Annotated in this window: 10 protein-coding genes; 3 read left to right on the top strand and 7 right to left on the bottom strand. The window is 55.7% G+C overall.

Annotation, left to right across the window (positions count from 1 at the left end; genetic code table 11):
• Positions 1–353: 353 nt before the first annotated feature.
• Positions 354–980 carry a hypothetical protein gene (locus AC56LN_RS09540; RefSeq protein WP_499571235.1) on the bottom strand — a complete coding sequence of 209 codons (627 nt, stop codon included), beginning with the start codon at positions 978–980 and terminating at the stop codon, positions 354–356.
• Positions 981–1,070: 90 nt separating this feature from the next.
• On the opposite strand from AC56LN_RS09540, the gene AC56LN_RS09535 reads away from it, so the two are divergent.
• Positions 1,071–1,781: a hypothetical protein gene (locus AC56LN_RS09535; protein ID WP_499571233.1), complete on the top strand. Its 711-nt coding sequence runs from the start codon at positions 1,071–1,073 to the stop codon at positions 1,779–1,781.
• A 9-nt stretch (positions 1,782–1,790) separates the two neighbouring features.
• Positions 1,791–2,222 (top strand): hypothetical protein, encoded by a 432-nt coding sequence (locus AC56LN_RS09530; protein ID WP_499571231.1) that lies wholly within the window; start codon positions 1,791–1,793, stop codon positions 2,220–2,222.
• A 52-nt stretch (positions 2,223–2,274) separates the two neighbouring features.
• Here the strand turns inward: AC56LN_RS09530 and AC56LN_RS09525 are convergent, their stop codons facing one another.
• Positions 2,275–3,675: a replication initiation protein gene (locus tag AC56LN_RS09525; RefSeq protein ID WP_499571229.1), complete on the bottom strand. Its 1,401-nt coding sequence runs from the start codon at positions 3,673–3,675 to the stop codon at positions 2,275–2,277.
• 779 nt (positions 3,676–4,454) lie between these two features.
• Between AC56LN_RS09525 and AC56LN_RS09520 the strand changes: the two genes are divergently transcribed.
• Positions 4,455–6,572 carry a DUF4357 domain-containing protein gene (locus AC56LN_RS09520; protein WP_499571226.1) on the top strand — a complete coding sequence of 706 codons (2,118 nt, stop codon included), beginning with the start codon at positions 4,455–4,457 and terminating at the stop codon, positions 6,570–6,572.
• 229 nt (positions 6,573–6,801) lie between these two features.
• On the opposite strand, the gene AC56LN_RS09515 is transcribed toward AC56LN_RS09520, so the two are convergent.
• The 5 genes from AC56LN_RS09515 to AC56LN_RS09495 form a co-directional block, all read right to left on the bottom strand.
• A complete protein-coding gene (locus AC56LN_RS09515; RefSeq protein ID WP_499571224.1) occupies positions 6,802–7,512 on the bottom strand; it encodes a YgjP family zinc-dependent metalloprotease in 711 nt (236 codons plus the stop codon).
• 2 nt (positions 7,513–7,514) lie between these two features.
• Positions 7,515–10,796 carry a type I restriction endonuclease subunit R gene (locus AC56LN_RS09510; protein WP_499571222.1) on the bottom strand — a complete coding sequence of 1,094 codons (3,282 nt, stop codon included), beginning with the start codon at positions 10,794–10,796 and terminating at the stop codon, positions 7,515–7,517.
• Positions 10,797–10,832: 36 nt separating this feature from the next.
• On the bottom strand, positions 10,833–12,095 hold the full coding sequence (locus AC56LN_RS09505; protein ID WP_499571221.1) for a restriction endonuclease subunit S: 1,263 nt from the start codon (positions 12,093–12,095) through the stop codon (positions 10,833–10,835).
• Positions 12,092–13,702 (bottom strand): type I restriction-modification system subunit M, encoded by a 1,611-nt coding sequence (locus AC56LN_RS09500; RefSeq protein ID WP_499571219.1) that lies wholly within the window; start codon positions 13,700–13,702, stop codon positions 12,092–12,094. Before AC56LN_RS09500 ends, AC56LN_RS09505 begins: the two co-directional genes overlap by 4 nt.
• Before the next feature lie 343 nt (positions 13,703–14,045).
• Positions 14,046–14,885 (bottom strand): hypothetical protein, encoded by an 840-nt coding sequence (locus AC56LN_RS09495; RefSeq protein ID WP_499571217.1) that lies wholly within the window; start codon positions 14,883–14,885, stop codon positions 14,046–14,048.
• Positions 14,886–14,892: the final 7 nt, after the last annotated feature.

Genomic DNA, 14,892 nt, shown 5'->3' with positions numbered 1-14,892 from the left:
ATAGTAACTGATTGAGCAGCCCTAGATGGCTGTCATCATTGAGCTTTTAGCGCAGACATATGAGATGTATAAACCCATCTGCATGCATCGCAACTACCAAGCGTCGACGGCAACGTCGGCGCTTTTTTGGTGTAAATTGCACTCCGGTGCGTACCCCGGTTGCGCTGACCAGCTGAATCCACAGCTAGAAACGGACATAAGCATCTGATTAGCGGAAGGCAGACTGACAAGTCTGAAGAAGGAGCTACGCGAATTGCAGGCTCATGCAGTAATCCTCAAGGCAGAACTTTGAGAGAAGGGGAAGTTTGGCGCACGAGTGCACGCCAGCGCCAGTTGCAGTTCCCTTGGGGGGTTTAGTTCTTTTTCTGGTTTGCGATGCGGCGCTGGTGCCGCACTTCACCCGCGTAGCTCCGTGCACGGGCGATGTCGTCCTTCATCTCTTCGATGTGGGACTGTGCCGCTGCGTCCTCGAAGACTTTTTCGAGTCGATGCACCAAGCGCCAAAGCGACCACGCGGCAATGAGCACCAGGTCTTGGAACGGCTCGTCGATGTACGCATCACCGACGGCCTTCTTTCTCCCGGACGCACCGTACCAGTGGGGGTTCTTCATGAACGATGGTACGTGCTCTTGGCCAAACGACAGGATATAGCCGTGAACAAGGCTGTTGCGGTACTCGTTCAAGTCCTCAGCAGCTTGCGCGGCGACCTTAAGGACGGCATTGCACTTGTCACTCAGCTTGTGGTTGCCTTCGCCAAGCATCTTAAATTGAGCTTCTGTGTTCATCTTTTCAGTGAACGGTCTCGTGCCCTCAATGCTGGTCTCGCTCAGCGTCCACAGGGCCCGCTCGAGCGTTGTCTCGAACATGCCGTAAGAAACAATGAACGAACCAATCAGCATTAGGTGGGTCGGCATCAGGCCAAGACCCATCAGATGGGTTTGTATTTCGAGCGACTTCGCGGGGTAGTTGTATGGCGGCATTTAGCGTACTTTGGTATTGTGGCGCTTGTCAAAGCGTAACAATACCGGCCACCGAGCGGGTGGCGCAAGCACAAGAACAAGGAAGAGAGAATGGCGACGGTCATCGAACACGCATGGGAAAACCTGTCGAATACGCTACGGCTGTATGTCGAGGCCCACATGGACTTTGCTGCGCTCTACGAGGTTGACCGCCCAGACGCGGTCACGAGACAGGACCGCACTTTCGAGGGAAAACTTGAGAAGTTTCATACGCTGTACGACGTCACAAAAGACCTGCAAGGATTTAACTACTTAAAGCACGCAGACACGGCTCTGCTCATCGTGCTACGTAACGCCATCCATCATCGCGACCACAACCTTTTTGTGAGTTGGGAGGCCTTCGTACTGGCTCACGAAGAGACCAAAAAGATGCCATCAAGCAAGTATCTGTTCGCCAGCCTGACGCCCGAGTCAGAGCGTGTCGTGCTACGTTATTACCTGCCGCTCGATGACTTCCGGAGGCGGTTGCCCGACGCCAAATTGAAAGCAGCGGACAGGGCAACCATCGGCCCGCTGTGGGAGCAAGACCTGCGCTTTGCCGACATGATGACTGTGGCAAACAGGGAGGGCTTCGATGTCGGAAGCGTGTATGTCGATGTGATGCCGGCCTTCATCTCCGCGATGCACCGGGTACGGGGATGGCTGGCCACAACGAACTTTGTCCCAAGCGGAAGCGATGGCCGCATCTACTACCGCTCGTTCGGAGATGAGCCGCCGGCTCAACAACTAGGCTTCAGGGCATTAGCTACACCGAGCAATTAAGAGGATAACGTGTTTGGATTATTTAAGAAAAAAGTAGCACCCCGGCCAGCGCCGTCGGCTAACGAAAACATCATCGATAAAGCGGCAGTCCTGCTGAATCTGCAGCTGCTACTGTGCCGGTCACAGGACGGCTACCTCTCAGGTCTGGACAGCAAGCCGGTTCGTGGGTATCTAGTCGGATTCTTCGACTGCGCACTGCAAAAACTCGGTAATCCGGTCCGAAGCGATGAAGAGTTTGCAACGTTGCTGGTTCATGGCCACGCACAATTGCTAGGCAGCGACCTAGGTGACACACAGCGCTACACGTTCGCGTCTCTGCGCTTGCAAGATGACCCCGATTTTGCCCGAGGGCAGGCTGAAGGGGGTAGCGAATGCAATGACATGCTGACTGGGAAGACCGCGAGCGCGCTCGGTTTAGCGCGGTATTTCATGCAAGATTGACGCCAACCCGCAGGGGTTTGAACGAAAAAGCGGCCTCGCAGGGGCACCTATGTTACGCTTTGACCAGGTCCTGGTTTGGGGTCCGGTTTTTCACTAGGGCAATAGCGAATGCTTTCTGCCCGCCTCGCTTTAGCCCACCGCCGAAGCCATCGGCAGTCTTCGGATAGCAGGTGCCGTACTCCGGTGCCGCCGCCCCCATGAAGTAGCCTTTTGCGAACATCTCCGCATGGGCCTTCCCGATTGCTTTCAATAGCTTATCCTCGCGTTCAAAGCCCATTCCCAGATAATCCCGCAGTTCGGGCAGCGTGAAAGGGCGCGGGTCCACGTGGCGTCCGTAGAGCAGGTATAGACGACGGGCGGTCCTGTTCTCGAGTCCGTAATAGGCATCCTCGCGGAACCACGACGAAAGACCTTTCCCGAACAGTGCGCGAACGTTCGGCGGGATGTGGACGACGTGGCAGCCCTTTTTATGTGGGGTCGAGGTCGACGAGTCGCCCAGCAGTGAAACCGTTATCTGCAGCTTGCCCGTCTTCCGAGCCCTCTGGGCTTCCAGGTCCTCGGGCAGCGCTTCGGCTATACAATCGATTAGCGCCGGATGCTCCGTCTCGATAGTAAGTTTCGCGTTCTGTAGCCGCTTCAGCTGCCCGCGCAGTGCGTTATAGTTTCGGTCCCCATCCGAGCGTCGCAGGGTCTTCAACATTTGTCCTTCTCGCAGTTGGACAGGCGTTCCGAGCGGCAATTCCGCGCCGAGGCGGACAACAGCGACCCAGGTCTCTACATCAGACGTACGCAGTTCTTCGCCCTGATACGTGACGGTGGTAGTTCCCGTCTTGATTCCGGAAATGCGAGTAACGAGTAAAGGGCTTTTCGCCGAATAGTCGCCGCGCGGACGCCGGCTGCCCGACAGCAGCTGCGAGCCGCAGAACAGGAGTGACACGTTTAGTTGCCCATAGTACATTTTTGCCCCCAGAAATAGTGGGGCCTCTGCGGATAGGATATCGTTGTCGAGTGGGGCAACGGTGATTGAGGCGTCGGGCGCCGCCGGTGCCGCCGGTGCCGCTAGCATTGTCACGTCATCCACGGCCTCGGCTCGGGAGCGCTCAACAGGCTTGTTCCCCCGGACGCGGTGGCGCTCGCACTTCGTGAGGGAGACTTCGTAACCGGATTCTTCCACGTCGACCGCCGTCCACACGTTGCCTAAGCATCCTTTGCAGATGTTCAGCAGCTTTTTAATGAATTCGCGGTCCGTCAGTGGCACCAGGTAGCCCGGACGGTCGAACTCAACCGTATTGTCGTCAGTTTCACGGAATACGCGGGTAGTCAGCTCCGCTGCAAGCAGGGAAAGCATCTTCGGGTGCGAACGGCAGGTAGCGCGCAGCGATTCCGGAGAGAATCCAAAAAGTACATCGCCCTCACCGAAGTCAAAACACAACTCAAGCTCGATTGAATCCATTGCGGCGACGGCTTCTGGAGTATAGATATAAGACTTACTTACCAAATGAGTTCTCCACACAAAAGTTAGCGTAACTGCGTAGACACACGTAGATTTGCCCACTGGGGGTCCGGTACGAGACGGAGATGTACATTAACAGCGTGTATATGCTGTACAAATTTCCAAGTACGAAGCGTCCGTCATCTCTTAATCCAACCGTTTGAACGCCAAGGGGGTAAGAGAGCGGTTAAATCGATAATGGTTGACCGAGGCGGCTTTGAGAAGTCACTCCGTTCGAGCTTTTTTGCCTGCTGCCGGGCTCGGTACTGCCTTGCCGCAAAGGCATTTGCTGCCCTTTTCTGCTCGCTTGTTACATGTTTCAAAGGTCTGCCCACTTTTCGTTTCTCTACTGTTGCCATACCTACAACCCCCACTGCCGTTGAGTAAGTCATGTCTAGCAAGTCGATTTATATGAATCCTTACCTCGGGAAGCAGCACAGGGCGTTAATTGATGCAATTCTGACTAGAAAATGTACGCCCAGTTTCGATGATGCGTCATGTATAGATATGCAAAAATATGATGCGTCATCGGAACTAGGCACTAGAGAATTAAGGGGCCGGATTCTTACTCTCAAATGGTGTAATGTGAACCTAAGTGGCACCATGCGAGAGAGGTCACTTCTCTCTCAACAAGCTGAAGATTGAATAATTACCCTCAAACGCTTCATAGCACCGCTTAATGCTGCTGCCGCCATCGTCCAACCGTGTACTGCACTTAAAATATAAACTGCGAGAAAACCTTGTCTCACACCCTCACTGCCAAAGAACAATCGCTCGCGAAAATCTTCAGTGACGACTACGTCTTCACTATTCCTGGATATCAGCGTCCCTATGCTTGGGGCAGAGACCAGGCCCAAGAACTGCTGGACGACCTGCTAGGTGCGCTGGCCACTACACCAGCTCAGCTCAGCGATGCAGCGCCGTACTTCCTGGGTACTATCGTGCTTATTAAGAGTGATGCATCGCCGGAAGCAACGGTAGTCGACGGCCAGCAGCGCCTCACAACGCTTACGTTGCTGCTGTCTGCCGTGCGCGCCACGGTGCAGAATACGGCGGTTCAGACCGGTATTACTAAGCGCATTTACGAGCATGGCGATGTTGTCTCAGCTACCCAAGCACGTTACCGTCTATTGCTCCGCGAGCGCGACCGAGACTTTTTCCGGGAATATGTGCAACACGAAAATGGTCTGGATGCGCTGGCGAAGCTCAACGCAGTGCTACCTGACGCACAGGCGCGTCTACGGACCAACGCTCAAGTATTCATGGATGGGCTCGCCAAACTGCAACAAGCGCAGCTTGTGCGATTGGTACAGTTCGTCATAACGCGCTGCTATCTAGTTACCGTCGCGACACCGGATTTGGATTCGGCCTATCGCATTTTTGGTGTGCTCAATAGTCGTGGCCTGGACCTGAGCGCGACCGACATCCTCAAGGCAGAAATCATCGGCGGCATCGAACCGGCGCTACGCGACGACTACACTAAAAAGTGGGAGGACGAGGAAGAGGACCTTGGGCGGGATGAGTTCGGCGACTTATTCAGCCATATACGCATGGTTTATCGCAAGGCCAAACCTCAGGGTACTCTGCTTAAGGAGTTTAAAGAGCACGTGGCGCCGGCTCAACAGCCGCGCGCTTTTGTGGATGAAGTTTTGCTGCCGATGGCGCAAGCCTTCAGTGAATTGCGCAACGCAGACTACGCAAGTCAGTACCACGCCGAACAGGTGAACTCATACCTACGATGGTTGAACCGGTTGGAATTCAACGATTGGGTCCCGCCTGCGTTGGTCTTCTTCATACGACATCGCCAACATCCCGCTACCGTACTGAGCTTCTTCCGAGACCTAGAGCGGCTGGGGTACTCAATGTTAGCTCGCAAAGCTGGCGTCAATGAGCGTATCGAGCGCTTTTCTGCGCTTACCCGTGCAGTTGAGTCTGGTAGCGACCTTTTCGCCACATCGTCACCTCTGCAGCTCTCCCCTGAAGAGCAGTTTCAAATCTACGCAGCGCTGAACGGGGCCCTGTACGAAACCCACTCCTCTCGTGCCCTCGCCTTACTGCTGTTACGGCTAGACCATCTGATGTCAGATGGCAGCGCCAGCTATCAGCACGACGTGGTTTCAGTCGAGCATGTCATGCCCCAGCAGCCAGCACCGAACGGCCAATGGGCCGCGTGGGTGCCCGACAAAGCGATGCATCAACTCTGGGTGCACCGACTCGGTAATCTAGCCCTGCTGAGCAGGAAAAAGAATAGCTCGGCCAGTAACCGCGACTTCGACTGGAAAAAATCGGCCTACTTTACCAAGGGTGGCGTTACGGCCTTTGCGTTAACGACGCAGGTGCTACAGTACGCGGATTGGACAACGGACGTCATGCAGCAGCGTCAGGATGCCATGCTCGCCAAACTGGAGACACACTGGCGCCTGCAAGACCGCAAGAGCAAGGTGGCCCTTACAGAGGCTTTGCTGGCCGAGTTAGAAGGAGCTGGTGACGCAGTGCCGTTCGAACTGGAAAGCGCCATACACAGCCTTACCGCTGCGGGAAAGGAGAACGGCAGCGCGTTCATCGTTCTGGCCGGTTCACAGGCCAAGCTCGAATGGTCAGGGCAGCCGCATTCCTATCAACAGCTACGGGAGAATCTGCGCAGCTCGGGCGCTTTAACGCTGTCCAAGGACGGGACGCACTTGGTATTCACTACAGACACAAGCTTTAAGAGTCCTAGCGCAGCCTCAGCCACTGTCTTCGGACGTACGGACAACGGCCGCAACACCTGGAGGGTCAAGGGCACCTCAATTACCTACGCCGCGTGGCAGCGTACTTTGCCCGACAATCAACCGGCAACGGGTCGTTCGGAGGCTTGAGCCGACGATTCGAGTAGAATTTGCGTCCAGTCGACCCGACTGGACGTTCGTACTGCGACGCGACACCGAGCGGTTCGACCTAGCAGCCGTCCTGCCGGACCTTCTAACCCGGAAAGACGCCAGGCTGTCCGAAAGTTGACGACGTCTGTCCGGATGCCCGGGGCCGCGCTGCTTCGAAATATCTGAGGTGAGTGGAAGCCGGTAGGGATTCGCGGTGGCCCAACCGTCCCTAGATTGCGTCCCCAAACACTGCCAGTTCCAAGGTCTCGTGCTGCCGATGCCAATCGGGCATGTGTCGTGCCACTAGCGCCCAGAATGCTTTTGTATGGTTCTTTTCCACCGTGTGGCATAGCTCATGGACAATGACGTAGTCCTGTACGCTTGCAGGAAGCTCCATCACGCGTGGGTGAAATTCGAGCACGTTGTGGGTATCGCAACTGGCCCAGCGGCTTTGGAAGTGCCGAATGCGGGCGCCACCAGCCTTCAAACCCGTCTGTCGCTCCCAATGACGCACCCGTACTGGCAGCTTTTCATGCGCACGTTCGCGGTAAAACTGCTCCAGCCAAGGCATTAGTGCATCAAACTGGATGACCAGGCCATTCGGGTTTTCAACAATAAAACGCGATGCGGTAAAGGTTACCCTGGGCTTGGTCAATTCCGGACAATGCCGCACTTCGGTGAAGTAGGTCCGCCCGCAGTAGCGCAGCCTGCTGCCTGTGGTGATGGCTTCGGCGCTCTGTGGCAAGTTCACCAATGCCAGCCTATCCCGTATCCAACGGGCACGACCACTCACCAAAGCTTCTTGTCTGGCGGAGTCAACCATCGGTCCACGTAACAGTACCGGCTGTCCGTGCTCCACGGTCACGTAATGGCGCTTCAGCTTGGCATCGGGTTGGAAGCGCCATTCGATAATGGTCTGGCCGTACTGCAAAAAGGGCATGGTCAGTTCTTGAGCAAAATATCCAGAATGCGGCTTGCGTGGTCGCGGGCGACCGACCGTTCCCAACCAGCCAGGGGCATCAGTAACTTACGCAGCAAGTCGCGGATTTCTGGGTGCAGGTCATGCATCTGTTTCCAGTTGGCCGCAACAATTGCGCTACTCAGGCTGACATCGTCGAACAGTGTGGTCGTCGCCACCCTTGCTGTTTCTTCCGCCAACAAGGCGGCCAAGTAGTGATATGTCGCTGAATGCGCCGGATGAGCGAAGCCAGTGTTGTCCTTGTCTTTGATACGTTGGCCAAACAGGTCGAGCTGCTCCAGAAACTGAGCTTGACTGATACGGCCGGCGGCTTCTTCCGCCAGCAGCTTTTCCAGTTCCTCAGCCAACTTGTCGAAGAAGGCCGGGTCTTTGTCTCTGCCGGTGACAATGGTGTGCTTCAACTGGTTTTTCATTACCAGCGCCTGACTGCCAGGGCTCGCCAATTTCCGCAGGCGGGCCATGTCGCCGGCATCCAGAATCGACACCTCCTTACCCAGCAGGCTCCTGGCCGGGCTAGCAGCAATATAATCATCCAGCAGTTGCTGTAACAGCACCGACTCAAGCTTTGTGATGCGCTCGCGATAGGTGTTGCCGGGCAACTTGTCGCGCAGCATGAGGCGGATTTCCGCGAACAGTGTGAAGTACGACTTGAAGGATACGCCGCGCACATCGGGCAAGATGATGTCAATGCTTCGGTTGAACTGCTTGGCCAACTCCAGGAAGTCTTCGACCGCGTCCAGCCTGCTCGTCGGGTCAAGGAAACGCTCGGCGTCATCCTTATAATCCTCGCGCTGTCGGACCGGGTCGTGCTTCTTCGGCAGCAATTTTAGAATGCGGTCGAGTGTCGCTTGCAGCTTGGGCAATTCGCTTTCGACGCCTTCCCAGACTTGGGCTGGCTGCACTTCCCCACCGTAAATTTTCAGCGCATGGTCGAGGTGCTCCACCACTCCATGGTAATCGACGACATAGCCCGCATTCTTGCCTGCCATAGTGCGGTTGACCCGTGCAATCGCCTGTAGAAGCGTGTGTTCCTTCAATGGCTTGTCGAGGTACATGGTACCGACAATCGGGGCGTCCCAGCCGGTCAAAAGCATATCGGAGACGATGATGAGGCCCACATTGTTGGCGTGGGCCTGCCCGTCCCGACCCTTGGTCTCGTCGCCATAGGGAAGCGGGAACAACTTGCTGACGAAGTTGGCCACTTGTTCCGTGGGCACAGCGACCGGCCGTTTGCCAGCGTGCAGCTCGCTTCTGATGCGTTCTTCGATGGTCTGAATCTGGTTTCGGCTCAGCTTATACTCAGCAGCGGCTTCATGCACCGAAATGCCGGTGCGTGACGCGGTGACGCTTGCCAGCGAGATTACCACCCGACTTTCGAAGGTCGGCAAGCCGCTGGCTTTCCGTTCTTCCATTAAGCCATCAAGCAAATCCTTGTAGCGCACCGCCATGTCACGACCGTCGCACACCAGCATGGCCTTAAGCCCTTTGGCCTGGACGTTGGCGACGAAGTGTTCGACCAGGTGCGCTGCGACCTGTTCCATGCGGTCGCCGGCCTGCCGCCAGCGGGCCAACAGCGCTTTCTTGAGCGCCTGCTGGCGGCCCTCCGCTTCTTTGTCGAAATGGTCCTTAAACGCTTGGTCAAGCTGCGCATCCGGGGTCAAGTCCACCCAGGCGTCCAGGTACTTGATGGGCAGAGTCGCGCCGTCGGCTACCGCCTCATGCAGGCGGTATTCATCGATATATGTGTCCCCACCAAACTCGGCCAGCGTGTGCTTGTCGTCATTCAGCAGCGGCGTGCCGGTGAACGCAATGAATTTGGCGTTGGGCAAACTGGCGCGCATGAATGCGGCCAGGAAGTCGTACTGGCTTCGGTGCGCTTCGTCGACCAGCACATAGCAGTTCGGCTTCGCGCTCAACACTCTGAAGTTGACCTGCTCTCGCCTCATTACTTCCCATCGGGCGTCTAGCATCACCCCCTCGTCATCAAACTGGCCGAAGCACATGTTGCGCTCCTCTACCATGAAGAAGTCCTTACCCTCGCGCACGCGCCGGTGTCGCGTTGCTTCCAGGGTGGTGGTGTCCGCATCCGAAGGCGCATCGGCCGGGGCGTTCGACTGTTCGTTCTCCTGAAACTTCTGCACGGTGCTGGTGAAGATACTGCCGTAATCGTTGCCAAGTAACTTTCCCAGACCATCGACCGACACAGCCTGAATTGCCTTGATGCCGACCGCGTGGAAGGTATCGAAGATTTGCTTGTCGAGGTCTCTGCGGTCGGTGAGTACGAGCACGGTCGGGTTATTGAGCCCGGTGCTATCGGCCCGCAGCATCCGGGCCAGTAGCGCCATAGTCAGTGACTTCCCGCTGCCCTGTGTGTGCCACACCACGCCGCCGATAGGCTTAGCCGCCGTCAGCCGGGCAATGGTTTTGCGCACCGCGCGCCATTGCTGATAGCGCGGCAGCTTCTTGACTGTCTTTCCGTCGCGTGTCTCGAACAGTACGAAATGGGTCACCAACTCGAGAAAACGGCTCGGTTCAAACAGTGCCCACAACAGCTGGTCTTGTGTGCTTGGGTCTGCCCCTAGCACACCAGACACCGCGGCCAGTTCGGTGTCCTGCAGCCTGTATTGTGCGTAGAACGCTGGCTTGGTGAGGATGGCGCCGTACAGGCCCTCGCGCCGGTTCAGGCCCACGCAGACTTGGTTGAATACGAACTGCGCAGGAAAACTGGCCTGGTAGCCGTCCAGTTGTGCCAGCGCTTCGTCCAGCCGAAGATGGCCGGCCTTGCATTCGATGATGGCCAGCGGCAGGCCGTTGATGAACAACAGCAGGTCGGGTCGGAACAGGTCGCCGTCGGCATTCTGGCCGACGTACTGGTCTACCACGTGAAAGTCGTTATTGGTAGCCGTGGTCGCGTCGAAGAAACGCACGCTCCGCGGCCTGCCCTCGACATCCTTGACCTGGATGTCGGCGCGATGCACGGCCTGCTCCCAAAACGCCCTATTCGCGGGCGACAGGTCATCGTTTACCCGCTTGCGTAGCTCAATCAGCGCCGTATCGACGCCGCCTGGCGCTGTGCGTAGCCATGGATTCAGACTTAGAAGCCTGGGTCGGAGCACGCTTTCGAGGACGGGAGCCAGATGGCGGTGTTGGACCTCGACCTTGCTGCCTGACAGATTTGTGTAGCCCAGTTTGACCAGCGATTCGATAGCTGGGGTTTCGACACCAGTCTTCTCTGCAGCCAGCATTGTTGCGCCTTTTTCGTTTGTTTTCTGTTCTATCGGTCAGGCGGCAAGAGCCACTTCTTGCTGCGCACCTAGAGCTACCCGCCACTCTCCAGTCAGCAGTTTTTGCATTAGGCCGCGTTTGAGAATTTTTTGAGTTGCCTGCTTTTCTTCTAGTACAGCGATTTTTGCGTTGATGGCGTCAACTACCGTGGCAATCTCACTCTGAACTGAGAGCGATGGCAAAAGCACTGGAAATGCCTTGAGTTGCGAAGAATTGATGCTGGCTAGGTTGGTTGTACGTTTTGCGCAGGATAGAAAATATTTTCGCCCATAATCGCTTGCCGCTAACGCAGCAAGATAATCAGGATTCAACTTGTCGGGCGCCGGCCGCACTGCGAAGACATGGTTCTGATGAAGGCAAGGAGAAATCTGTCCCTTCCACACCCCCCCTCGCCCTAGCTTGTCAAAGTCTCCACCTTCGGTCATAAGCACATCGCCGGGCTGGAGAGAATATCGGGCAACTTGGGTTGCTTCAATCTCAATCATTTTGACCTCTCTAAGGTCAATAAGGGTATCTTGAACGTTTGCAACACGCAAGTAAGGCAATTGCACTGGTTCTTTTAATTCTTTTTTACCTTTCGCAACTCCAGTTCGCACTTCAGCAACGTCACACAGAGGCACTATTGGCCATTCGTTGCTGTCGCAAGTGCTTACTTCTCGGCTGAATAATGTTTGCATCAGGCCCTGTTTCAGAGTTCTAGTAGATGCAATCTGACGACAGATTACATCCAATTGGTCGTCTACAGCTGTGAGGATGGCTGCAATTTTTTGTTGTTCAGGAATCGGTGGTATCGGGAATTCAAAGCGCGCAAGGTCCTCATAGTAGATGCGAACTCGAACGCTTCCGTCGCCGGATGCGCCGACATATCGCTCCCAGAGACCAGAACGCCGAACTTGGTCGAGGTAGATTGGTAGTAATTGAAGAGTGTCGGTCTCGAATACTATATAGTCCGGGCTGACCATTACCGCGTGTTGGTTCTTATTCCTAGCAATCGAGCCGATATTAAGTCGCATCGGGTTGTACGCGAATGCGTTCGGAGCCACCACCTTGCATCGGTCGGTCGAGACACCCTTCACGCGCTCGCGCATCGGCGCGAGCCCCTGATTCTTCAAAACACCACACAATAATTTGTCGTCAACTTTGGCGTTGTTCCGCACCTTGCATTCAGTGGCAACCTGGCCAAGCGACTTTACCTTCCACGTAGACGGAATCCCGCCGGAAATGCTTGCATCATGCCCAGCCATTTTTGTCGCACTCATACCGCCTTCTCCAGCAAGCCGAGCTCTGCAAGATAAGCATTTAGCCGCACGTTTATCTGCGTCTCTTCGTTGGCCAAGTCGGCCAATTTCGCTAATGTAGCGATGACGTCTACGGGCTCTTCGAGCACGCCATTATCAATGTAACGAGAGAAATTAAGGTTACATTCGTTGCCACGAATTTCCTCAATTGTTACCACTCGACAGTAGTTTTCAACCTCAGTCTGGTTGTCGAATGCAGTCTTATGCGTGCTAACAATGCGGACAATGTCGGCTGGACGGAGGCTGTTCTGGGCCTTGCCTTCGAGGTAGTTTGCACTAGCATCGATGATGATGACTTTTCCCTTAAGAGCGGGCGGCTTCTGCTTATTTAGAACTAGGATACAGGCTGGAATGTCGGTGTTATAAAACAAGGCCGACGGCAGGCCCACGATTGCCTCAATCAAGTCGCCCGGTTGGTTGCCGCTCGCGGTATCGGTGCCGAACAGAAGCCCCTCACGAATCTTGCCTTCTTCACCGCTACGGAACAGCACACCATGCGGCAAGATGATACCCATACGGCCGTCGGCCTTCAGGCTAGCCAGCATGTGCTGAGCAAAAGCGAGGTCGGCATAGCTGCGCGGCGGAATGCCATAGACAAAGCGTCCGTACGGGTCGCTGACCTGTTTGTAGTTGGGTGCCTTGGGCTTCTTGTCGCTATCCTGCTCGGCTTCATTGGCCAGTTCCAGCGGCGCCCACCAGGACTTGGCCGAGAACGGCGGATTCGCAATTACGCGGTCGAATGTCTGGAGGTAATCGCCATCCAAATGCTTGGGTTCGACAAGCGTGTCCCCACGCTCAATCTCGGCACGCATATTGTGCAGGTAGAGATTCAACTTAGCGATGGCCCAAGTGCCGAGGTTTTTCTCCTGGCCGAACAGCAGCACGTTCGGCTTGCCCATGATGGTGCCGTCGGACAGATTGGCAATGTGATGGGCGCTTTCCACCAGCATGCCACCACTACCGCAGGTCGGGTCATATACGGAATGACCCGGCTGGGGGTCAATGAGTTCGACAACCAGTTGCACCACGGACTTGGGCGTGTAAAACTCGCCGCCCTTCTTACCGGCGTCGTCGGCAAACTGCTTGATGAGGTACTCGTAGGCGTCACCCAGCATATCCGCCTTGTACAGGTCGGCGTTACCGAGTTTGTACTGGTTAAAGTGGCGCAATAGCCGCTGCAGGGTGGCATCGGACAGCACGCGCTTGTCGCCGTACTGGGTGGCGGTCAGCACGTGTTGCAGTTCGGGGTTGTTGGCTTCAATAGTGGCAAAGGCTTTGTCCAGCGCCTCGCCGATGTTTTCAGTACGCGCAATCAGCTCGTGCCAGCGAGCGCTGATGGGGAAGCGTCCCCACTTGTCTTGGACTTCTTCCTCAGCTTCCCTTCCTGTCAGGCCCTCGTCCTTCACCAACTGGGCGGTGCGCTCTTCGAACACGTCGTTGAAACGTTTCAGGAACAGCAGGCCGAAGATGTAGTTCTTGAAGTCAGACGAGTCAATGGAACCGCGCAGGATATTGGCGGACTCCCAAAGCCAGGTCTCAAGAGCCTCAAGAGATAGTTTATTGCTCATGGTAGGTATTGCTCACAAAAACGCGATTTATAAAGTGCAGAAGTCTGGAGATTGAAATTTTCGCAGCGAACTGGTTTCGTAAGAGGAGAGTTGCTCCTGGCACAAAAGAGCTGCTGTGGCAACTGTGCTTCTAGCTTGGACACATCTGGAGCCTGTTCGCGACTGCCGGCGCAGGTTGCCAAGAGACGCGCACAAGGCATGTGAATTGTTGACGAGGCCGTATCATGCCTCTTGCCGAGCCCAAATGCTAGCGCTCGGTAAATCCGACCGCTGCTGCTGCTACGCGCAATAATTGCCTCGGTGCATTGCGCCCGACGCAGCTTCCGGAGAGAGCGCAGATATGTTATTCCGCCAGCACTGGTTGTTGCGGGTCAGCGGCAAGGCTAATGTGTTCCAGCCGCCAGCGTTTGAGTTGCTTGAAATCATGATAGGAAAGTACTGTCTCAGAGATGGCCTCACAGGAGCGTAGCTCAATGTGCTGCCAAGTCTTGCTCGGCGCAAACAGCTTTTCATTGAACACGCTTTGAATGGCTTGCGCAACTTTTTGTGCAGCCGCTTCTGCTGTCATGAAATCTGTTTCTGCTGCGTGCAGAATAATGATATCCAAGGTGTAGGTATCGTCTGGACCGCTCCGCGCTAATTCTTCGCCTCCGTCCACATCGAAGAAGACACCTGCAATCAGTTCACCATGCGGCTTCACTGCCTTTGCGATTTTCTCGGCCAGCTTGAACTCTTTCGAGTTTAGCCGGCGCTCGAACTCATCTGGAAATGCTGAGCGACGGTAACGGCTGGCCAACCACATCTGCAGGATGGCGTGATTCTCGGGAGACAAAGTAGCGTCGGTGCGTGGGGCGAATTCGTTGAGTGCCAGCTTTTCAATTGGTATCTTGGCTGTAGCCTCGAACTCGGCCCAGAAAGTAGCAACGCCGCCAAACTCTACATGTAGCTTGCGAGCGTTCTTTGCATGTGTGGCGTTGCCGTCTTTGTCCGTTACCAAGCGGCCGACAACTACTTCGATGACAGGCTCTCCTTCCGGGGCCTGCGCAAGGTCGCAGTCATGGCTGGCGACAATGACGAGGGTCTGCGCAGGCTCCGCAGCGTGACGAAGTCCTAAGGCAGCTATTGCGTCGCTACCTAGTAGATACCCTTGGCGCCATAAGGTGTCACGGTTCCATTCCGCCACGTCTCAC

Source organism: Telluria sp. ZT3P26 (assembly GCF_059686035.1).
This window is presented reverse-complemented; position numbering and strand designations above follow the sequence as displayed.